17 protein-coding genes are annotated in these 21,132 nt (G+C 35.7%); 14 read left to right on the forward strand and 3 right to left on the reverse strand.

Translation table 11 applies throughout. The annotated features are described in order from the left end of the window. Positions 1 to 16 precede the first annotated feature (16 nt). The 9 genes from MYP_RS14310 to MYP_RS14340 all read left to right on the forward strand — a co-directional run bounded on the left by MYP_RS14310 (position 17) and on the right by MYP_RS14340 (position 10,468). Positions 17 to 295: a F0F1 ATP synthase subunit C gene (locus tag MYP_RS14310; RefSeq protein ID WP_045464753.1), complete on the forward strand. Its 279-nt coding sequence runs from the start codon at positions 17 to 19 to the stop codon at positions 293 to 295. Positions 296 to 297: 2 nt separating this feature from the next. Next, a complete protein-coding gene (locus tag MYP_RS14315) occupies positions 298 to 1,041 on the forward strand; it encodes a F0F1 ATP synthase subunit B family protein (RefSeq protein ID WP_045464558.1) in 744 nt (247 codons plus the stop codon). Between the two features lie 27 nt (positions 1,042 to 1,068). Then, the gene (locus MYP_RS14320) at positions 1,069 to 2,586 is read left to right on the forward strand and encodes an alternate F1F0 ATPase, F1 subunit alpha (RefSeq protein ID WP_052430221.1); all 1,518 of its coding nucleotides are present in this window, start codon (positions 1,069 to 1,071) and stop codon (positions 2,584 to 2,586) included. Between the two features lie 8 nt (positions 2,587 to 2,594). Continuing rightward, positions 2,595 to 3,455, forward strand: a complete 861-nt coding sequence (locus MYP_RS14325; RefSeq protein WP_045464560.1) for a F0F1 ATP synthase subunit gamma — start codon at positions 2,595 to 2,597, stop codon at positions 3,453 to 3,455. 193 nt (positions 3,456 to 3,648) lie between these two features. Next, the gene (locus tag MYP_RS26110; RefSeq protein WP_156140620.1) at positions 3,649 to 3,804 is read left to right on the forward strand and encodes a hypothetical protein; all 156 of its coding nucleotides are present in this window, start codon (positions 3,649 to 3,651) and stop codon (positions 3,802 to 3,804) included. Positions 3,805 to 3,884: 80 nt separating this feature from the next. After that, positions 3,885 to 4,043: a hypothetical protein gene (locus MYP_RS26115; RefSeq protein WP_156140622.1), complete on the forward strand. Its 159-nt coding sequence runs from the start codon at positions 3,885 to 3,887 to the stop codon at positions 4,041 to 4,043. Between the two features lie 42 nt (positions 4,044 to 4,085). Continuing rightward, positions 4,086 to 4,802: a hemerythrin domain-containing protein gene (locus MYP_RS14330; RefSeq protein ID WP_052430222.1), complete on the forward strand. Its 717-nt coding sequence runs from the start codon at positions 4,086 to 4,088 to the stop codon at positions 4,800 to 4,802. 74 nt (positions 4,803 to 4,876) lie between these two features. Further along, positions 4,877 to 9,271 carry a CusA/CzcA family heavy metal efflux RND transporter gene (locus MYP_RS14335; RefSeq protein ID WP_045464562.1) on the forward strand — a complete coding sequence of 1,465 codons (4,395 nt, stop codon included), beginning with the start codon at positions 4,877 to 4,879 and terminating at the stop codon, positions 9,269 to 9,271. An 84-nt stretch (positions 9,272 to 9,355) separates the two neighbouring features. After that, the gene (locus MYP_RS14340; RefSeq protein ID WP_052430223.1) at positions 9,356 to 10,468 is read left to right on the forward strand and encodes an efflux RND transporter periplasmic adaptor subunit; all 1,113 of its coding nucleotides are present in this window, start codon (positions 9,356 to 9,358) and stop codon (positions 10,466 to 10,468) included. 112 nt (positions 10,469 to 10,580) lie between these two features. Here MYP_RS14340 and MYP_RS14345 read toward each other — a convergent pair whose 3' ends face one another. The 3 genes from MYP_RS14345 to MYP_RS26120 all read right to left on the reverse strand — a co-directional run bounded on the left by MYP_RS14345 (position 10,581) and on the right by MYP_RS26120 (position 12,611). Then, complete coding sequence (locus tag MYP_RS14345) at positions 10,581 to 10,976, reverse strand: hypothetical protein (RefSeq protein WP_045464566.1); 396 nt, start codon at positions 10,974 to 10,976, stop codon at positions 10,581 to 10,583. Positions 10,977 to 11,288: 312 nt separating this feature from the next. Further along, entirely contained in the window at positions 11,289 to 12,089 is an 801-nt protein-coding gene (locus MYP_RS14350; RefSeq protein ID WP_045464568.1) for a universal stress protein, read from the reverse strand. 354 nt (positions 12,090 to 12,443) lie between these two features. Further along, positions 12,444 to 12,611, reverse strand: coding sequence for a hypothetical protein (locus MYP_RS26120; RefSeq protein WP_156140624.1), 168 nt, complete (start codon positions 12,609 to 12,611; stop codon positions 12,444 to 12,446). A 141-nt stretch (positions 12,612 to 12,752) separates the two neighbouring features. On the opposite strand from MYP_RS26120, the gene MYP_RS14355 reads away from it, so the two are divergent. The 5 genes from MYP_RS14355 to MYP_RS14375 all read left to right on the forward strand — a co-directional run bounded on the left by MYP_RS14355 (position 12,753) and on the right by MYP_RS14375 (position 20,348). Next, positions 12,753 to 14,084: a TolC family protein gene (locus tag MYP_RS14355; protein WP_045464570.1), complete on the forward strand. Its 1,332-nt coding sequence runs from the start codon at positions 12,753 to 12,755 to the stop codon at positions 14,082 to 14,084. 13 nt (positions 14,085 to 14,097) lie between these two features. Continuing rightward, complete coding sequence (locus MYP_RS14360; RefSeq protein WP_045464572.1) at positions 14,098 to 15,156, forward strand: efflux RND transporter periplasmic adaptor subunit; 1,059 nt, start codon at positions 14,098 to 14,100, stop codon at positions 15,154 to 15,156. Between the two features lie 11 nt (positions 15,157 to 15,167). Next, on the forward strand, positions 15,168 to 18,335 hold the full coding sequence (locus MYP_RS14365; RefSeq protein WP_045464574.1) for an efflux RND transporter permease subunit: 3,168 nt from the start codon (positions 15,168 to 15,170) through the stop codon (positions 18,333 to 18,335). A 187-nt stretch (positions 18,336 to 18,522) separates the two neighbouring features. After that, positions 18,523 to 19,587, forward strand: coding sequence for a sensor histidine kinase (locus tag MYP_RS14370; protein WP_045464576.1), 1,065 nt, complete (start codon positions 18,523 to 18,525; stop codon positions 19,585 to 19,587). After that, entirely contained in the window at positions 19,587 to 20,348 is a 762-nt protein-coding gene (locus MYP_RS14375; RefSeq protein WP_045464578.1) for a LytR/AlgR family response regulator transcription factor, read from the forward strand. The genes MYP_RS14370 and MYP_RS14375 overlap by 1 nt, the downstream gene beginning before the upstream one ends. Positions 20,349 to 21,132 lie beyond the last annotated feature (784 nt).

Here is a 21,132-nt window from a genome sequence, read left to right on the forward strand (position 1 = left end):
ACTAATGTTAATAGGTATGGATCAGACAACTATTATTTCATTGATTTCTATAATTATGGCTGGTTTTACAACCAGTATAGGATGTATTGCTCCTTCTATAGGTGAAGGAAGAGCAATCGTTTCTGCGATGACTTCAATAGCTCAGCAACCGGATGCTGCACCAACGATTACAAGAACGCTTTTTGTGGGGCTGGCAATGATCGAGTCAATGGCAATTTATTCATTTGTAGTTTCAATGATTCTGATCTTTGCAAATCCATTCTGGAATTACATCATTTCTAATGGTGGAAAATAAACATGAAAATTAATTGGTTTACCATAATAGCACAGATAATAAATTTTATCATACTTGCATGGTTGCTTAAAAAGTTATTGTATAAGCCTGTATTAAATGCAATTTCAAACAGGGAAAAGGAAAGAGAAGGTTTAATTAAATTAACTGAACTCAAGATGGCTGAAGCAAATCAGATACAGAATGATCTTCAGAAGAAAAGTGAAGATTTTGAAAATCATAAAGAAGAGCTTTTAAAAAAGATTATACAAGAGGTTGAAGAGGAAAAAAAAAGACGCTTTATGGAAGTATATAAGATGTCAGATCAATTAAAAAATAATTTAACCAAAGCTATTAAAGAAGAGAAAGAGCAGTATTTAGATGAATTGGTAAAAAAGTTGGAAACGGAGGTTTTTTCTTTATCTAAAAAGGTTCTTAAAGATCTATCTTCACTTCATCTTCAGGAGGTAGTTACCCAGATTTTTATTGAACGATTAAGAAATATTGATGGGGAGAAAATTGAAAAATTAACAACTAATAACGGTATTGCAGATCAGATAGCAATTGTCAAAAGTGCCTATGAAATAAATTCATCTTTAAAAGAACAAATAGGGACAATTGTAAAAAAGATTGCTGATATAAATGAGATTCATTATGAAATTGAGCCTGACCTAATATGTGGAGTTGAACTTATAATCAATGGTTATCGGGTAGCATGGAGTATTAAAGATTATTTAAATAGTGTGAATGCATTGTTAGATGCGAAATAATTCTGGATTTGAAAAAGAGAATTCTGAATGTATAACCTTAAAAGCTCTGCAAGTAAAATGTTTCATAATCTATCCCATAAAGTAGCTGATTTTTCAACTGATTTAATTATAGAGGATATCGGTATTATTACAAATATCTCGAAAGGTATAGTCATGGTATCTGGTCTTTCGGGAGTAGCAGTGGATGAGCTTATCCAGTTTTCAGAAAATCTTTTTGGAATTACCTTTCAACTTTTACATAATGAAGTTGGTGTTATCGTATTGGGAAATAGTGATAAGCTTCAGGTTGGAAATGAAGTGAAAAGAACAGGACGTATAACTGATGTGCCTGTTAGTGAGAAGTTAATAGGTCGTGTGATTGATCCACTGGGCAGACCTTTGGATGGTAAGCCTGCTGTGGATGATTATAAAAATTTTCCCATTGAACGTGATGCACCTTCCATTGTGGATAGAATTCCTGTTGATGTTCCTTTGCAAACTGGTATAAAAGTCATTGATGCGCTAATTCCTATTGGCAGGGGACAAAGGGAGCTGATTTTGGGAGACAGACAAACAGGTAAGACAGCAATTGCTGTAGATACAATTATTAATCAGAAGAATGAAAATGTTTTATGTGTTTATTGTACAATAGGTCAGAGGGCTTCTTCAATAGCTAAGGTAATAAGTCGTCTGGAAGAAAATGGTGCTTTAGATTATACCATATTGGTAGTAACAAAGGGCGACGACTCACCCGGGCTAAAGTACATCGCTCCATATGCTGCAACAAGTATAGCAGAGTATTTTATGAGAAAAGGAAAGGATGTTCTTATAGTTTACGATGACCTGACCCAACATGCCCTCGCATATAGAGAAATTTCTCTATTAATGAGAAGACCCCCTGGCAGAGAGGCTTATCCCGGTGATATTTTTTATATTCATTCAAGGTTGCTTGAACGTTCCACTCATCTGAAACAAGAGCTTGGAGGAGGTTCATTAACAGCACTACCAATCATCGAAACAGAAGCGGAAAATATTTCCGATTACATTCCGACAAATCTTATTTCTATTACAGACGGACAAATCTATTTATCACCTAAATTATTTGAATTGGGAATTTTACCTGCAGTTGATATAGGAAAATCGGTTTCACGTGTAGGGAAGGCAGCCCAGAAGTTTATTTATCAATCAGTAGTAGGTGATCTCAAGCTGGCCTATTCACAATTTGAAGAGCTGGAAAATTTTTCAAGATTCGGAGCAAAGCTTGATGAAAGAACAAAGCAAATAATTGAACATGGACAGCGCATTAGAATGTGCTTAAAACAGGAGGAATCCAAACCTGTTTCATTGCAGGAACAAATATTGATTTTAATTGCTTTGACTGAAGGGTTGTTTGATTCAATTCCTTTAAATAAAATGAAGATGGCTGAAAATATAATTAAGCAAAGGTCTAAAGACTTGGGTGAGTTGGAGACAGTTTTATTGAGTGAAAAGTTATCAGAACGTAATAGAGATAAACTAGTACGTTTATTGAAAGATAATCTGCAGCATTTATTGATGTCTAAATAGACTGTTAAATGGAATCAATTGAGGGGTTTAAAGAAAAGGTAGATGGACTTTATGAGTTGCATTCAGTGGTAAAAACCATGAAATTAATTGCAGGCTCAAGTCTTGGTCAATATGAACAAGCGGTAATAGCTTTGCAGGATTATAATGATACAGTTGAGGTCAGTTTATCGACGTTCTTTAGAGGAGTCGATCTTAAAGAAAGCGAGAAAGGTAAAGGAAAAATTTGTTTAATTGTATTTGGGACTGATCAAGGGTTAGTTGGAGAATTTAATTCTGTGATGAAAGAATTTCTAATCATGGATATTAAAAATGATAGCTATAAAGTGAATATTTTTTGTATAGGTGAAAAGTTAAGGTCTGATCTTGAAGAGGCAGGTTTTGTTCTCAAAAAAACATATGAAGTACCAAATTCAGTAAAAGCAATTAACCCTTTGGTTGGTCAAATACTATTAGATGTTTTATCTGAAATGAATGTAGATGGCGACTCATTAAAAATTTATAACCACAGACCTTTAAACATGTCATTATATCAGCCTTCTGTAAAACATGTACTTCCTTTAGAACTCAAATGGAAGGAAAAGATGAAAAGAAATAAATGGCCTTCAAATAAAATTCCACAGATCATAGGAAGAAAAGAGGAGGTACTTTTTTCACTTATCAATGAATATCTTTTTGTTTCCTTATTTCAGTCTTGTGCAGAATCATTATCCAGTGAAAATTCAAGTCGTTTCGCTTCTATGCAAAGAGCGGAAAAAAATATTGAGCAACTTTTGGATGATTATAAGTCCGGGTATAACAGGTTAAGGCAAAATAAGATAGATGAAGAACTGTTTGATCTCATCTCAGGTTTTGATAGTCTTAAGAAGTAGATTATAATTTATAAAATACTTATTTTTTTCTTCTAATTAATAAGATTTTTTAAGGTAGGAGTCCTCTGAAAAATGTCATCTCTTATTTGATCAAAAAAAATCATAAAGTCTTTAAGGAAGTAGTCGTAGAGCCTTTTTATAAAACAGTTTATCTACCTGTTTGTTATGTTCGAACTACTGTCCATTTTGATTTATGACAACAGATGCAAGTGGATTACTGGATGGATTAATTCAAAGGATGCGTGACGCAATTATTGTAACAAATAAAGATGGCGTTATTAAAATTGCAAATAATAAAGTTGTTAATGTGTTTGGAACACTCCTGAAGAGATTTTGGGGAAAGAGATAGAAATTCTTGTTCCTGTTTCTTCGCGTTAAAAACATAAAGATCATGTAAGGGAATATTTTACCAATTCTCTTGATAAAAAAATGGCAACTCACCGTAAAGTTTTGGGATTACGTAAAGACGGTTGGGAATTTGAAATAGACATTATTTTAGCTGCTTTAAGTTTTGATAATAAGGTTTATGTTATTTCATCATCAATGGATATTTCTGAGAAAATGCAATTCTGTGACTTTATGAAATAATGAAATTGGAGGGATAGTTTAAATAAATATACTCAAAAACAAATGGATACAGATAGAAGAAGCTTTATTGAGAAAAGTCTGATGGTGACTGCTGCAGTCAATATCGGTGGATTAGGTTTTATGTCAGCTTGTTCTAAAAAGGAAAATTCAAAAGGTGAAATTGAAGAAGAGGGAGAAAAAGAAGTATCTCCTCCTGAAGACCTAATGCAAGAACATGGAGTGTTAAAACGTATATTACTGATATATGATACTTGTCGACTGAATATTATAAATAAAAAATCATTTCCAGATGAGATAATAACCAATTCTGCTAATATCATCAGGGCATTTATTGAAGACTATCATGAAAAACAGGAAGAGAACTACATTTTTCCGCGCTTTCAAAAAGCAAATCAATTAACAGATCTTGTTCAGGTCTTATTACTGCAACATCAGGCAGGACGAAGTGTAACGGATAAAATCTTAATGCTTAGTAAGAATAGAAAACGAACTGAAGCTGAAAATGAAAATTTAGCTGAATTATTATTTATGTTCAATAGAATGTATAGTCCACATGAAGCCAGGGAAGATACAGTTCTGTTTCCTGCATTCAGAAAGATTGTATCTAAGAATGAATATGATTCTTTAGGAGAAGAATTTGAAAAAAATGAACAGAAGCTGTTCGGAAAAGGAGGATTTGAAATGATTGTGGACAAAGTAGCAGATTTGGAAAAATCATCGGACATCTTTGATTTGTCTCAATTTACTCCCAAGTTATAATTTCTTTATCAAAACATTCATTGGATATTCTTAGTTAAGGGCATTGAATATTTATTGTCACTTATCATTTTTTTATGATTGACAGCCTGATTAGTTTTTCCATAAGGAATAAGATAATTATTGGCTTTTTTACGATTGCTCTTATTTTTTGGGGTTTGTATTCTCTCTCGAAATTACCTATTGATGCTGTACCAGACATTACCAATAATCAGGTACAAGTGATTACCTCTACACCTACACTGGCAGCTCAGGAGGTAGAGAAATTTATTACGTTTCCAATTGAACTGTCCATGGCCAACATACCTAAGCTAGTGCAAATAAGATCTATTTCAAGGTTTGGCTTGTCTGTGGTTACGGTTGTTTTTGAAGACGGGGCTGATGTGTATTGGGCCAGGCAGCAAATCAGTGAAAGGCTTAAAACAGCTCAGGGGCAAATACCACCTGGAATAGGTGTGCCAGAGTTGGCTCCCATAACTACCGGACTGGGTGAAATATACCAATATGTACTTCGTGTTGAGCCAGGATATGAAAAAAAGTATTCTGCAATGGACTTAAGAACAATACAAGACTGGACAGTTAAAAGACAGCTTTTAGGGACTTCAGGGATTGCAGATGTGAGTTCGTTTGGTGGTTATCTCAAACAATATGAAGTCTCCATTAATCCTGAAAAACTGAGAAGTATGAATGTTACATTCTCGGAAATCTTTAATGCGTTATCAAGGAATAATCAAAACACAGGAGGAGCTTATATTAATAAAGATCCCAATAGTTATTTTATCAGGGGAATAGGCCTTGTAACCAGTTTAGAGGATATTCAGAAAATTTCAATAAAGGAAGTGAACGGAATACCTTTGCTCATCAGGGATGTTGCAAATGTTGATTATGGCTCAGCCATTCGGTATGGAGCAATGACCAAAAATAATGAAGGTGAAGTTGTAGGTGGAATTGTACTTATGCTGAAAGGTTCAAACTCTGCTAAAGTAATAGAGAATGTAAAAGAAAGGATAAAGAATATAGAAAAAAATCTTCCTAAGGGTATATCCATTGAGCCTTTTATTGACCGCAGTAAATTAGTCAATAAAGCTATTCATACTGTAAGTAAAAACTTAATAGAAGGGGGCTTAATCGTCATTTTTGTTTTGGTATTGTTTCTTGGAAATATACGTGCAGGATTAGTTGTAGCTTCGGTAATTCCTCTTTCCATGTTGTTTGCTTTTTCCATGATGAATATTTTTGGAGTTTCAGGAAATCTGATGAGCCTTGGAGCCATTGATTTTGGACTTATTGTAGATGGAGCAGTAATTATCGTTGAAGCAATTGTCCATAACATTACCTTGAATAAAGAGCTTTTATCGTATAATAAATTGTCAAGGAGCCAAATGGATGTTCAGGTATTTCTAGCATCCACAAAAATCAGGAAGTCAGCGGCATTTGGAGAAATAATTATACTAATGGTATACATTCCGATTTTATCTCTGGAGGGGATAGAAGGAAAGATGTTTCGCCCAATGGCAGAAACGGTAAGCTTTGCAATCCTTGGTGCGCTGATTCTTTCTCTTACTTATGTACCAATGGCTTCAGCACTATTGTTAAGTAGGAAAACCGCCCATAAAAGGAATATATCGGACAGATTCATGGATGCCATTAACAAATTCTATGAACCAATCATTGAATATACAGTGAAGCATAAAGGACTGGTTATTGTTATCGCTGTTTCTTTTTTAGTAGTGGCTATACTCTTATTTACGAGACTGGGTGGTCAGTTTGTGCCTACACTTGAAGAAGGGGATTTTGCTGTTGAAACCAGAATTTTGCCTGGCAGTTCATTAAATCAGACCATTAAAACTTCCTTGCAAGCATCTGAAATATTACTGAAACAGTTTCCTGAAGTTAACGGGGTTGTTGGGAAAATTGGTACTTCAGAAATTCCTATAGATCCGATGTCTCTTGAAAGTAATGATCTCATCATTATGTTAAAAGAAAAGGATGAGTGGAAAAATGCCACTACGCAGGATGAGCTTGCTGAGAAAATGAGTAAGGCCCTTTCTGCTATTCCAGGTTTAAATACAAGTTTTCAGCAGCCCATACAAATGCGCTTTAATGAATTGATTACAGGTACAAGGCAGGATATAGCTATTAAAATTTTTGGAGATGATCTTGATGTACTGGCAGAGAAAGCCAATACGCTTGCTTCTATTGCTAAAGGTGTTCAAGGTGCTGCTGATATTTATGTTGAAAGAGTGATCGGATTACCGCAGATAATTGTGACGTATAAGAGAAATAAAATTGCCCAGTACGGAATATCTGTAGAGGAATTAAACAGAATAGTGAGAATGGCATTTGCAGGAGAAGCAGCTGGAATTGTTTATGAAGGAGATAAGAGATTTGATCTGGTAGTAAGATTAAAAGAAAAATTCAGGCAAGATATAAATAACATTAAAGAATTATATATCCCAATTCCGACTGGAGCTCAGATACCAATAACAGAGGTAGCTACTATTGAATTTAAATCTGGTCCTATGCAGATTTCGAGAGAACAAACCAAAAGGAGAATTACGGTAGGAGTAAATGTAAGGAACCGGGATGTCGAGTCTTTAGTGAATGAAATTAAGCAAAAGGCGGATCTGAAATTAAAACTGGCACCTGGTTATTCCATAACCTATGGAGGTCAATTTGAGAACTTACAAGAGGCTAAGAAGCGTTTATATGTTGTTGTTCCAATTGCCCTTGGCCTGATTCTGATGCTTCTTTATTTCACTTTTAATTCTTTTAAAGAGACATTATTAATTTTTACTGCTATTCCTTTTTCTGCGATTGGTGGAATTATTGCTCTAACTATTAGAGGAATGCCTTTCAGTATATCTGCAGGCATTGGATTTATTGCTCTGTCTGGTGTCGCAGTGCTCAACGGAATTGTACTTATCAGTAATTTTAATATATTGAAAAAGGAGGGAGTTGAAGATGTAGAAGAACGAGTTTTAAAGGGCACTAAATTAAGATTACGTCCTGTACTGATGACTGCTACAGTGGCATCCCTTGGTTTTTTTCCGATGGCTATTTCTACTTCTGCCGGAGCTGAAGTTCAAAAACCACTTGCAACGGTAGTAATAGGCGGACTTATATCAGCTACCTTGTTGACTCTTTTGGTATTGCCTGTGCTATATATTTATTTTATGAAAGAGAAGAAAAAAGATGATTCCGGAAGCTCTTCAAATTCTTATATATCTATATTCTTTCTACTGATTTTAGGAAGTTTTTTTTACGGGGAGTCATCTTCAGCTCAGAACATTCCCCAGCCGCTCTCAATTGAACAGGCTATAGATTTTGCTTTACGCAATAATGCAAGTGTTCAGTCAATGGATTATGAATTACAGTCTCTAAATGCAATCAAAAGGACTTCATTCGATCTGTCCAGAACCAATATGACTTTTCAATATGGGCAATACAACAGTATTTTCCTGGATAATAGTTTTAATTTTGTTCAGGATTTTAGCCTCCCTCAGGTTTATATCAATCAAGCTAAAGTTAACCAGGCAAATCTGGAAATAGGAGAGAAAAGGATGGCCATTACTCAAAATGACCTTATAAAAAATGTAAAAAGTAGTTATTATCAACTCCTGTATCTTCAGTCAAAAAGAAAGTTTCTTTTTTATGAAGATAGCCTTTTCGCAAAGTTTGCAGAAGCCACCAGTTTGAAGTTTAAAACAGGTGAATCCAATTACCTCGAACAGGTGACTGCTCAGACCCAATTAATGGAAGTGAGAAATTTACTTTCAGTTCTGGAGGCCGATATTATTATAGCTGAAAAGCAATTACAGGTATTGCTTAATACAAGAGAGAAAATAGTAGTTTCTGATATTCCACTTAGTAAGCTTGATTTTCCTTTAATAAGTGATTCAATAAACATTACTGGAAACCCCTATCTTGGCTATGCTCAAAAACAAATTATTGAAGGGAGACGAAGAGTTAGTCTGGAGAGATCAAGATTGTTACCCTATTTTGCAATTGGCTATCTTAATCAATCATTAAAAGGACCGGGATCTAATAAAGAAGGTAAGGAAGTTTATTATCCCATAAGTCATAGGTTTCAAACAGTACAGGTAAGTCTTATTTTTCCGCTATGGTATCGTCCTTATAGGGCCAGGATACAGGCATCGCAATTATATGAAAAAGCACTTGAAAGTAATTTCTCATTTGTCCATAAAAATATTGAAGGGGAGATGTCTATTCAGTTACAACAGATCACTAAATTTCAGAAAAGCCTTCTTTATTATGAGAGAAATGCTTTACCTAATTCAGATTTGATCATAAATAATGGAAACATAGCTTATAGATCTGGAGAGATTAGCTACCTGGAGTATCTTCAAAGTTTAACCAGGGCATTGATAGTTAAGGCGTCTTATCTTGATTATATAAATTACTATAACCAATCCATTATTATTGCTCAATATCTAATTGGAGAAAAATAACTTATGAAAGCCTGCCCTATTTTCATTTACTTTATATTACTACCCTTTCTTATAAATAGCTGTAATTCGGCTGATACTAAGAAAATGGATAAAAATGAAGATTCAGCAGTGAATGATTCCATTGACCAGTCAAAGATTGTTGAATTAAGCCAGTTGCAATATCAAACGATTAAAGTCACACTTGGCAATATGGTAAAAAAAGATCTTAAAAGTGTGGTTAAGGCAAATGGATACCTAAAACTTCCTCCCCAAAGATTTGCATCTGTTTCTACCTTTATGGGAGGTGTAGTGAAAAATATTTATGTAATAGAAGGAAAGTATGTAAAAAAAGATCAAGTGCTTGCAACTATTGAGCATCCTGATTTCACCAGAATTCAGGAAGAATACCTGAAAACCAAAGACAATTTAAAATTCATTCAAAAGGATTATGAGCGGCAAAAAATACTTTATAATAATAATATAGCTTCAGGTAAAGTGTTTCAGCAGACTGAGGCAAATTACGAATCACAATTAAGCAAACTAGCTTCATTAACAGATCAACTAAAAAAACTTTCTATTTCTTTGGATGATCTTGAAAAAAAGAAGATTGTATCACAGATCCCAATTAAGGCTCCATTCAGCGGTTATATAAACAAGGTCAATATTACAATCGGAAGTTTTGCAGAACCTGTAAAAACAATTTTTGAATTGGTAGATAATAGTCATATTCATGCAGAACTGATGGTATATGAGCAAGATTGGTATAAGGTAAAGACTGGTCAGAAGATAGCGTTTTATTTACCTAATGAAAAAGATTTAGAAATTATGGGAGAAATATTTGCAGTTGGGAAATCATTTGATCCGATAACCAGAGCTTTAGGAGTTCATGCTGAGATTGTAAATAACGAAAAGATCGGACTAGTGCCGGGAGTTTATGTAAATGGACTTATTGATGTAGGAAGAACGAGGGTTAATGCATTGCCAGTTCAATCCGTTGTTGAGTCAGGGGATAAAAAATATGTCTTTGTTTTTAAAAAGAAACAAATGCGAAATAATGAAATTATTTATATATATGAAATGAAAGAAGTTGAAACTGGTGTAACAGAATTAGAATTTATAGAGGTCACTCCTTTAGAGGATATCAGTAATTCTGATAATATTGTAATAAATGGTGCATATTATTTATTATCACAATTAAAAAATACAGGAGAAGAATGACGCCATAAATTCTACTTCCTTAATTCCCTATTTAAAATTGGAGAGGACTTCATTAATAATTTAATCTGGAGTACAGGAGTTGTCATGATTTAATAATTGATTTTGACCTTCGTTAAGAATCATTATTAAGAAATTTTAAAAAATCATTCTTTAAATCTTTAAATGATAATATGAATTGCTCTAATTCATGTTCAATTTCTGAGTATTCATCAGACGCCTCATAACTGATTCTTCTGGTATGCACTTGTCCTGAATAGACAGCTTCATTTTCGTTGGCTTTAATCCTAAGTAATAAATGTTCAATTTCTTTTCTTTTAAGATGAATTTTCTCATATAGTGAATTTAAATCATCTTCTTTATTCTTATCAATCTTGTTTATTTTAATTTCATCTAACTTGTTTTGATAAATGGTTAGTTCATCGAGATTTAGATTTAACTGGCTTGTCCATTCCCCATTTTGAGCATGGACAATCTCTATTCTTTGCTTATAAAATGTAGGTCTATCCATATGAAATTTAACAGAGTAGATAGGGGAATCGTTCTAAATTTTTCAAAATGGAATCGAAGAATTTTATATAATAAATTTCTCGAAATATGATCTTCAGGAGGAGCAGACGAAAAATAGAAGAGTGCCATTGTTTTTCATACCTTAATTAATTTTGATCAGATCCTTGAATATAAATTATAGTAGGATAAATGAAAAAAATCTAATAATTATAAAGTTGTAATTTTTAATTTTAAAAGGGTGTAGGTTTGGTTTAGCCTTTTATAACACTTAAATGAAGTTGATTTAAAAATATTGATTTTGAAATTGATACTATCAGAATCTTTGAGGAAATGACAAAATAGGAACTGTAGTATGTAAACATAAGTTTTTTGTGATTTTCTTGCTGAATAACCTATCCCATAAACTTCTTTCTTTACCCAACGTGACAACTAGATCTGGTTGACTATTGCATATGTAGTTTTCAATTGAGCTCAGTATATTTTCTGACCGTTCAGTTACAAATTCAATTCGGGGATATGATGTAATCTTTTTTATACTTTCTTTTAATTTTAACAACTTTCTCTTTGTTTGGCTCAGCTCATGCTCTGATGCAAAATAGAACACAATTTCACTTTCATGTATTCTTGATAATTTAAGGCACTGTTCAATAGCCTTAAGCTCCGGCTCTTCCATCTCTGTCAAACAAAGTATTTTAGATATTCCTTTATTATGGCTTATTAAAGGAATTGCAAAAACCGGACAGTTAGCTGTAATAAGAATATCACTGATATAACTGCCAAATACGGTAGGCTCTGAGCCAGATTTACCTTTTGCTCCCATTACAATATAATCAACAGCCTCTGCTTCAATTATGTCATTTATTTTATTAAGAACATTCTCCTCTTTAGCTAATATAGTTTTAACAGAAATATTGGGGTTATGTCGTTTGGCATAATCAAATTCTTTTCTGAGTTTTTCATCTTCAGCTTCAAGGGAACTATTTTTTGTGGAGTTTAATGAATGAAATATAATTATATCAAGTGTATAATAATCAGAGAAGTCAAGGGCAAACTTCATAGCGTTTCTTGCATACTCTGAAAAGTCAGTGGCAATTAAAATCTTTAATTTGTCCATACAATCGATTGATATAATAATTTTCTATATAGGAAGTAATTATTGTTTGTAATAAATGTTTAAATGTCCTTTTAACTTTGTCCATTCATGTGATAACGGTGCGGTTTTTTAATTTGATAACGAGTTAAAAAATATTATCGTTCTGTAATTGGGATGGGGTGTAAAAGAAGGCTTTACAAGGACTAGTCTTACTTCGGTTTCTTTTTCCTGGAAGCTGAAATCAGATAAAAATGCCCGTTTCCCAATCTGGTAGTGATAAATTTATTGATGTTATCAGAATACATTACACATTTCCCCCTCTTTCCTTTCGGCTTCACCCTTCATTTGGTCCGTTCCAAGGTAATATTCTCTCATTTATCCATTCAAAATCAGCGTGGATTCCTGAAAATCCCTTACAATTGCTGAGATTGAACAGTTGGATGCGATCAAAAAATCTTCCTGTTTGTCTCCCTGCATTGCATTCCACTTCATCCTCCATTTTGTCCGTTTCGCCACAATATCCATTCCGCTGTTCTTCATCATAGCTTAGATTTGTACAAAAAAAGGATTAATAGGGCACATTGTTTTACCAGCTAAAACTACAGTTACCATAAATCAGCAATTCATATTGCAATAAGCTAACGAACTAATATCACCACAAAAAATTTCAAAAAATCCACTAAGATGACAAAGAAAATTTCCATAGCGGTACTGCTCTTGCTAACAACCAGTTTTGCCTGGGCGCAGACCGAGCTATCGCTGAAAGATGCGGTGAATTATGCCTTGGAGTATAAATCAGAAGCTGTCAAATCGAAGCTGGATATTCAGAACAGCTCCTATTTGATTGATGAGGCCAGAGCTAACGCCTTGCCTCAGATTAATGCCAATGGCGGACTCACATATAACCCTATATTGCAACAGACAGCCCTTAGTATGGGAGGAGAGACTATGGTAATAAAAATGGGTCGACCCTGGCAGTCAACCGCTGCTTTACAGCTCAATCAGCAACTGTTTAATATGTCTGTTTTTCAGGGACTAAAAGCGGCCAAATCTACCCGGGAGTTTTATCAGATCAATGCAGAACTTACAGATGAACAAATTGTAGAGAAAGTTGCAAATAGCTATTATGAGGTTTTTAAAACCCGGTCTCAGATCAAAACCATTGATCAAACGATTCAAAACACCACACGTGTAAGAGATGTAATCGAAAGTCTGACGAAAAGCGGATTAGCAAAAAAAATAGATCTTGATCGTATTAACGTATCCTTAAATAACCTGAAAAGTGGCAGATTGCAACTTCAAAATGCGGTAAAGCTACAGGAAAACTCTTTGAAGTTTCTGATTGGTATGGATATTAGTACGGATATAAACCTGTCCGAAAATGATTTCAACGCACCTAAAATGCTTTATTCAAAAGAAGATTTGACTGTTAATAAAAGGACAGAGATCAAACTTCTGGAAAAACAAGGTGATCTGCTTCGGTTAAATAAAAAAGTTACTCAAGCGAGAAGTTATCCTACTCTCAGCTTATCAGCGAATTATGGCTATTTCGGTCTGGGATCAAACTTTCCTTATTTCGCAGGAAACGATCCTAATGTGTATTGGTCTAAATTTTCATCTGTTGGTCTTAATTTGAGCATTCCGATATTCAACGGTTTCTCAAATCGCTCCAAAGTACAACAGGCCGAGATAGAAATTAAAAAGTTCGAAGCGGATCTGAAGGATACTAAACTGGCATTAAGTCTGGCCATAGAAAATGCCTTCACACAGATCAATAACGCTCAGATTGCACTCGACAATCAAGAGTCCAATCTGTCTCTGGCCAAACAGGTGCTGGAGAATATTGAAAACAATTACAAAAACGGGCTTGCATCGCTCACCGACCTTTTAGATGCTGAAACTTCCTATTCCGACGCTCAAAACAACTACACCAATGCCATAATGGATTATAAGCTGGCGGAAATACAACTTATAAAAGCGAGAGGGGAATTAAAATCATATTACACTACAGAATAAACAGAACACTATAATGAAAAGAATTATCATTTCAGGTCTTATCATACTGGCAGCTATTGGAGGAATTGCCTATGTGCTTCGCAGCAATAAAGCAAAAAACGAAGCACAGACTGCTATTGTAGCTCAGAAAAACGCTTCTGTAGCCGTACGCGCAGAGGTAGCTGATTACAAACAGATGAATATGCAGTATGCCGCCAATGGTACTTTTTCCGCAAAACAGGAAGTTATGATTTCTTCAGAAGTCTCTGGAAAAATAACTAATGTATTGGTAAGGGAAGGTGCATTTGTTAGAGCAGGTCAGGTATTAGCTGTCATAAGGGGAGATAAACTGAATGTAACCCTGTCAAACGCGCAGGCCGTGTATGAAAACGCTAAGAATGAAGTTGAGCGTTTTGAAAGCGCTTACGCTACTGGTGGTGTAACCAAACAGCAGCTGGATCAGATAAAGCTTCAATTAGAAAATGCCAGAAATAATCTGCAAAACGCTCGTCTTACCGCTTCTGACGTTAATGTAAAAGCGTCTTTTGCCGGTGTTGTAAACAAGCGCTCTATCGAAGCTGGCTCTTATGTTTCTCCGGGACAACAGATGTTTGAGATTGTCAATGTTTCCTCTCTGAAGCAGAAAGTTTATGTAGATGAAAAGAATATTTCTTCTATCAAGCTAGGTCAGCAGGTGAAGGTAGAAACACCGGTTTTGCCAGGAAAGACATGGACCGGAGTCGTTTCCTTTATTGCTCCAAAGGCAGATGGAAGTCTTAACTTTCCTGTAGAAATAGAAATCAAAAACAATCCCAACAATGAGCTTAAAGCCGGAATGTACGGAACCACACGCTTTGGAAGTGACCAGACTGGCGATGTGCTGGTAGTTCCAAGGAACGCTTTTGTGGGCAATATCAGCTCTAATCAAGTCTTCGTAATACAAGACGGAAAAGCGATCCTGACTCAGGTTGTTTCAGGCAGAAATTTTGGAGACTACATTGAGATTCTTTCTGGTGTCAGCAAAGGCCAGAAGGTAGTGGTATCAGGGCAAATCAACCTGCTTGACCAGACCCTTGTTGAAGTAATCAACTAATTCACGGACATATGAAATTAGCAGAAGTATCCATCAAACGTCCCAGTATCATAATAGTATTGTTTACTATTCTTACGCTGGGCGGTATCTTTTCATATTCACAACTGGGTTATGAATTAGTACCAAAATTTGAAACGAACGTAATCACCATTCAGACGATTTACCCTGGTGCGGCACCTTCTGAAGTGGAAAACTCGGTCACTAAAAAGATTGAAGATGCAGTGTCATCACTGGAGAACGTTAAAAAGATCGAATCTAAATCGTTTGAAAGTGTATCTGTGGTGATGATCACGCTCAACAGTAATGCGGACGTCAACTTCCTGCTTACAGATGCTCAGCGTAAGATCAATGCAGTGGTCAAAGATTTGCCGGACGATGCAGAAACGCCGTCTCTAAATAAGTTTTCGCTGGATGATATTCCCATTATCAAGCTTTCAGCAACTTCCAAACTTTCCGAGAAAGAATTGTATGATCTGTTGGATCAGAAAATTCAACCTGTATTTGCCCGTGTAGATGGAGTTGCTAAAGTAGATATGATTGGTGGAGAAGCTCGTGAGATTCAAGTAAGTGTTAATCCTGAAAAACTACAGGGGTATGGATTGTCAATCGGACAGATTGAACAGATCATAGCCATGTCCAACATGGATTTTCCTACCGGAAACGTAAAAACGCGTGACAACCAAACTACCATCAGGCTATCAGGAAAATTCAAGTCGCTCGATGAATTGCGCGAGCTTCCTGTTATGACGCCGGCAGGTATTTTAATACGCTTAAGAGATGTGGCGGATGTGCAGGACGGTATAGAAGACCCTGAAAAGATTTCCCGAATCAATCAGAAGAACACGATCTTATTACAGGTTTATAAGCAATCAGATGCCAATGCCGTAGCTGTTTCAGAGAAAGTAAAACGTGCCATTCAAACCATCGAGAAGGATTACAAAGCTCAGGGCCTTGGTATTGAGATAGCAAGTGATAATTCTGATTATACTCTTAAGGCAGCCAACAATGTGATCTTTGATCTTGTGCTGGCTATTGTACTGGTTGGTGCAATTATGCTGCTTTTCCTTCATAGTATACGAAATGCAGCATTCACCATGGTTGCTATTCCATTGTCATTGATTGCAACATTCATAGGTTTGATGCTTATGGGATATACCCTCAACCTGATGTCTCTGCTTGCATTATCTCTGGTGGTGGGTATTCTTGTGGATGATGCTATCGTTGTTATTGAAAACATCCACCGCCATATGGAGATGGGTAAGAATAAGGTAAGGGCTGCATATGACGGAGCAAGGGAAATTGGCTTTACTGTTACCGCAATTACCCTGGTAATTGTTGTTGTTTTCCTTCCAATATCCTTGTCGACAGGACTCGTTGCCAACATTTTGCGTCAATTTACTGTGACTGTGATGATCGCTACGTTGCTGTCCCTTCTCGTTTCATTTACGGTAGTTCCATGGTTGTATTCCCGCTTTGGAAAACTTGAGCATATCAACGGTAGTTCGCTTTTTGGCAGATTTTTAAATGCCTTTGAAAGTAGTCTGGACAGGTTGACTTCCGGAATCGGTTCCATCCTGAAATGGTCATTGAGGAGCAGAATAAACAAGTTAGTTACTTTGGCAATCTCAGTTGTAATGTTTTTCGCCTCTCTGATGCTTGTAGGAAAAGGATATATCGGATCTGACTTCTTCCCTGGCAACGATAAAGGTGAGTTTTATCTGCAAATCGAAATGAACAAAGACGCTTCGATTGAGCAGACCAACTTTATGACTCAGAAGGCAGAAGCCTATTTGTCTCAAAAGCAGGAAGTAGATAGGATGATTACCACAGTGGGACAAGCCTCCGACGGAATGATGTCTACCTCCGGAACCAAATACAAATCTGAGATTCATATTTTCGTAAATAAGGAACACACTAAACTAGAACCTACCAAAGTGTTTTCTGCTAAACTTAAAAGGGAGATGGAAGGAGTACTTGTTGGAGCAAAAGTTAAAACCGTAAATATAGGTATTATGGGAGCTGAGAATGCACCATTGAAGCTGACTATTATTGGTTCAACCCAGGAAGATGCGATGGAATTTGCTAATCAGGCAGCGAATCTGTTACGCAACATTCCAGGATCTTCTCAAGTCAAGCTGACTTCGGAAGATGGTAACCCTGAAATCAATGTAAAGGTAGACAGAGACAAAATGAATTCGCTGGGATTAAATGTGGCTTCAGTGGGTATGGCAATGCGTACTGCATTCTCTGGAAACACCGATACCAAATTCAGAGCAGGAGACAAAGAATATGACATCAATATCAGATATGATGAAATGGGCAGGGCCTCTATCAATGATGTTAAAGATTTAAAATTCATTAATTCTCATGGACAGGTTATTAAGTTAGAGCAATTCGCAGATGTAAGTTTTGGCTCCGGACCAACACTTCTTGAAAGAAGAGATAAGTCGCCATCTGTGTCTGTAGAAGCACAGGTAGTAGGAAAACCTGCTGGTACTATAGCTCAGGAATGGGAGGCAGAGTTCACTAAACTGAACTTTAAGCCGGGAGTTTCATACAAATGGGGTGGTAATATGGAAAACCAGTCAGAAGGTTTCGGATCCCTGGGAATTGCCCTGCTAGCGTCTATTCTGTTGGTTTACCTGGTAATGGTGGCGCTGTATGACAACTTTGTTACACCTTTTGTGGTTCTGTTCTCTATTCCGTTGTCATTCATCGGAGCGCTGTTGTTCCTTGCATTGTTCAATCAAACACTGAACATCTTTACTATCCTGGGGATAATTATGCTGATCGGTCTGGTAGCGAAAAACGCTATCATGCTAGTTGACTTTGCCAACCATCGCAAGGCTGAAGGGTTCTCCACTTATGAGGCCCTTGTATCAGCAAATCATGCGCGATTCAGACCAATTCTTATGACTACTATTGCCATGGTAATAGGTATGGTGCCTATCGCTATTGCACAAGGTGATGGTGCGGATATGAACAGAGGTTTGGCAATTGTGATCATAGGAGGACTGTTATCTTCATTATTCCTAACCTTGGTAATAGTTCCTGTCGTATACTCAATATTCGATAGTTTGGGAAAACGGTTCGGCAAAGGTGAAAAACCGAATTATGCGGCCCTTATGAACGAAGAAGAAAATGAACTTATTCCTGAACTCGCTGAAGAGCATCATTAGAATAAAATAGTTCATTAAAAAATTAAGATATTCTGTCTGGAATTGAAATACTCCTGCAGGCAGAATATCTTCTTTTTTAACTTCAGGCAGATCAGTAAAATTGAAATTTTAATGCCTGTTTAATTGTTCCTGAATTCGGGGAAATCTCGTTTTTAAGTAAAAATAGTTTGTTGAAAGTATAAACCTTATGCAATATACAATTCCTTTAAAGGTACTAGTGAGAGAAAGCGGAAGGCTGTTTCTTTTTTTTCTGGTAGGAACAGTGCTGATTACTTCTTTGCAGGAATTAAGCTTAAAGGGTTTGCTCATTAAATTCATAACTCTGAGTACACTTTTTATTTCCTATTTCGCTATCAATATTGTTCTGTTTTCCTTCTTTGACAAAAGACGGAAATATCCTGGTGAAAGGATATCTCGAAAAACCTTTGCAATCGGTTACCCTCTTACCCTGATAGTTTTTACCTTGCAGCATACACTGCTGCTATATCTGCACAATACCGGAATCTTTGTACAAAAAAGTTTACCAGGAACAGGTGTCGAACCACTCAACGGCTGGCAGCTTGCCATCTTTATCAGTTATGCCAACTTTGTAATGTATACCTTCATTTTCCTGATACATAATTTCGTTATCGATCAGTATGAAAAAAACCGGATACAAATGGAGTTGCTTCAACTGAAAGCTTCCAATATGGAGACGACCAATCAGCTACTTCAACAGCAGATAAAACCGCATTTTCTTTTCAATGCATTGAACATTCTGAAATCACTCATCCGAAAAGATCCTAAAAGCGCTGAAACTTACCTGTTAAAACTTTCAGATTTTCTCAGGGTAACTATTACCAAAAACAAAAGCGGTACAGCTACCATACGGGAGGAACTGAAGATCTGTAACGATTATATGGAAATGCAGAAGATACGATTCGGGGACGCCTTAATCTATCATGTCAATCTTAATGAAAAAGACGAGTTCTATAATAAGAAACTTCCATTTTTCTCCATTCAGCCTTTGCTGGAGAATGCTATAAAACACAATGAACTTACCCCTGAGAATCCTTTATGCATTACCATAGAAACGGAGGGGAACAGCATTATTGTACAAAACAATCTTCAACTTAAGACCAAAGTAGAAGTTTCAACTGGCAATGGCCATAGCATACTAAAAGAAAGATACAAATTGTTGACAGGAGATGATGTTCAAATTGACCAGAATGACAAAGCATATTCGGTAAGTCTTAAAATTCTTGATGAGTAATGGATATTATTATAATCGAAGACGAACCGATAACTGCGGAAGATCTCAGGGAAATAATCATTCAGGTAAATCCGCAGTCCAATGTAGTGAAGATATTGAGCTCTGTAAAGGAGGCTATCTCTTATCTTAAAGCGAACCCTACAGTTGATCTTATTTTCAGTGACATACAATTGGGGGATGGGCTTAGTTTTGAAATTTATCAGCAGGTAGATGTCAAAGCTCCTATCGTGTTCTGCACAGCCTATGATGAATATGCCCTGACAGCGTTCAGGACCAATGGTATTCATTATATTCTTAAGCCTTTTAATGAAGTAATGATACAGGAAGCCCTTACCAAGTTCCACTCACTCAAATCCACATTTAGTCTGGATAGTCAGGCATTGTTGCAGCTTATGCAGACATTGACCAGGGCTCCTCAGGAAAAAAGCACTTCTATTCTGGTGTATCAGCGTGAAAAAGTCATTCCTGTTAAAATCAAAGATATTGCCCTGTTTTATATCAAGAATGAAGTATGTCATTTGCATACGTTTGATCAGAAAAATTATCTAGTAAACAAATCATTGGATGAGATACAACAAATCGTGGGCAATGACTTTTACAGGGCCAACAGACAATTTATCATTAACCGGGATGCGATAAAAGAGGCGTCTTCTTATTTAGCCCGTAAGGTAAATATCATTCTTAATATTCCTTTCAACGAATCCATTATGGTGAGTAAGGAAAAAATGAGTGATTTTTATGTCTGGCTAACGGGAGAGTAGAAAGAAAGACGAATTTTCTTTTTCCAAAATATTATAGAGTCTTTAGCAATACTTTTTATTCCTAAAAGGCTATTTTCAACGTGCAAAACCTAGGCTGGGAGGAGATTTTTGTTTTGCTTATTTGATAAAGATAACAATATATCTGTTATAATTATTTGTCGTGTCTGTATTTCAGAAAGTTGATTTCCGTTTAAAACTTTGGAATTGAATATGTGAAAAATAATAGTCAATAGTGAGTATAGAGCGGTCAAGCTAAAGATACACGAGCTGACGGATCATGTATTCAATCAATCCTTAGAAGTTGATATGTACATATAGGAAGACTTAATTTCTGTATATGCACATGTTTGTGTAAAATGAAAGTTCGCAAGCTCTGGTCACCCTCATAAGTGAGTTCTTTGTCAAAGTCTCCGATTACTATTGGTGTAAAAATGAAGTAAATTACATGCAGTAAGCTAAACTTTATTAACAAGTAATTTTAAAGCAACAGTGGTGGTTTGATAATAAATGAAATCATCAAAAGAGAAGGCCCATGAAATAAAAGCTGACAACATTTTATAAGTTAAATCAATGTAATCCTAAATGAACCATCTTGTATAATGATAAGTTGGGGATTTCATTAATTAGTTTTTCGTATCTTCAAAATAAAACATATATATTGGTTTATTTATGGGGTATAAACAAAGGCGTATCAAAATTCTATCTGATTATTTGTATAATGCTTTCAAGAAGGAACTGAGTTTTACTATATAGTATTCTCTTTGAATTTTTAATATCTTACCAG

The sequence above is a fragment of the Sporocytophaga myxococcoides genome, assembly GCF_000775915.1.
Lineage (GTDB): Bacteria > Bacteroidota > Bacteroidia > Cytophagales > Cytophagaceae > Sporocytophaga > Sporocytophaga myxococcoides_A.

Excerpts from the sequence above, each read along its gene's own strand:
- MYP_RS14310 (WP_045464753.1), top strand. The coding sequence starts at position 17 with ATGGATCAGACAACTATTATTTCATTGATTTCTATAATTATGGCTGGT.
- MYP_RS14315 (WP_045464558.1), top strand. The coding sequence starts at position 298 with ATGAAAATTAATTGGTTTACCATAATAGCACAGATAATAAATTTTATC.
- MYP_RS14320 (WP_052430221.1), top strand. The coding sequence starts at position 1,069 with ATGTATAACCTTAAAAGCTCTGCAAGTAAAATGTTTCATAATCTATCC.
- MYP_RS14325 (WP_045464560.1), top strand. The coding sequence starts at position 2,595 with ATGGAATCAATTGAGGGGTTTAAAGAAAAGGTAGATGGACTTTATGAG.
- MYP_RS26110 (WP_156140620.1), top strand. The coding sequence starts at position 3,649 with ATGACAACAGATGCAAGTGGATTACTGGATGGATTAATTCAAAGGATG.
- MYP_RS26115 (WP_156140622.1), top strand. The coding sequence starts at position 3,885 with ATGGCAACTCACCGTAAAGTTTTGGGATTACGTAAAGACGGTTGGGAA.
- MYP_RS14330 (WP_052430222.1), top strand. The coding sequence starts at position 4,086 with ATGGATACAGATAGAAGAAGCTTTATTGAGAAAAGTCTGATGGTGACT.
- MYP_RS14335 (WP_045464562.1), top strand. The coding sequence starts at position 4,877 with ATGATTGACAGCCTGATTAGTTTTTCCATAAGGAATAAGATAATTATT.
- MYP_RS14340 (WP_052430223.1), top strand. The coding sequence starts at position 9,356 with ATGGATAAAAATGAAGATTCAGCAGTGAATGATTCCATTGACCAGTCA.
- MYP_RS14345 (WP_045464566.1), bottom strand. The coding sequence starts at position 10,976 with ATGGATAGACCTACATTTTATAAGCAAAGAATAGAGATTGTCCATGCT.
- MYP_RS14350 (WP_045464568.1), bottom strand. The coding sequence starts at position 12,089 with ATGGACAAATTAAAGATTTTAATTGCCACTGACTTTTCAGAGTATGCA.
- MYP_RS26120 (WP_156140624.1), bottom strand. The coding sequence starts at position 12,611 with ATGATGAAGAACAGCGGAATGGATATTGTGGCGAAACGGACAAAATGG.
- MYP_RS14355 (WP_045464570.1), top strand. The coding sequence starts at position 12,753 with ATGACAAAGAAAATTTCCATAGCGGTACTGCTCTTGCTAACAACCAGT.
- MYP_RS14360 (WP_045464572.1), top strand. The coding sequence starts at position 14,098 with ATGAAAAGAATTATCATTTCAGGTCTTATCATACTGGCAGCTATTGGA.
- MYP_RS14365 (WP_045464574.1), top strand. The coding sequence starts at position 15,168 with ATGAAATTAGCAGAAGTATCCATCAAACGTCCCAGTATCATAATAGTA.
- MYP_RS14370 (WP_045464576.1), top strand. The coding sequence starts at position 18,523 with ATGCAATATACAATTCCTTTAAAGGTACTAGTGAGAGAAAGCGGAAGG.
- MYP_RS14375 (WP_045464578.1), top strand. The coding sequence starts at position 19,587 with ATGGATATTATTATAATCGAAGACGAACCGATAACTGCGGAAGATCTC.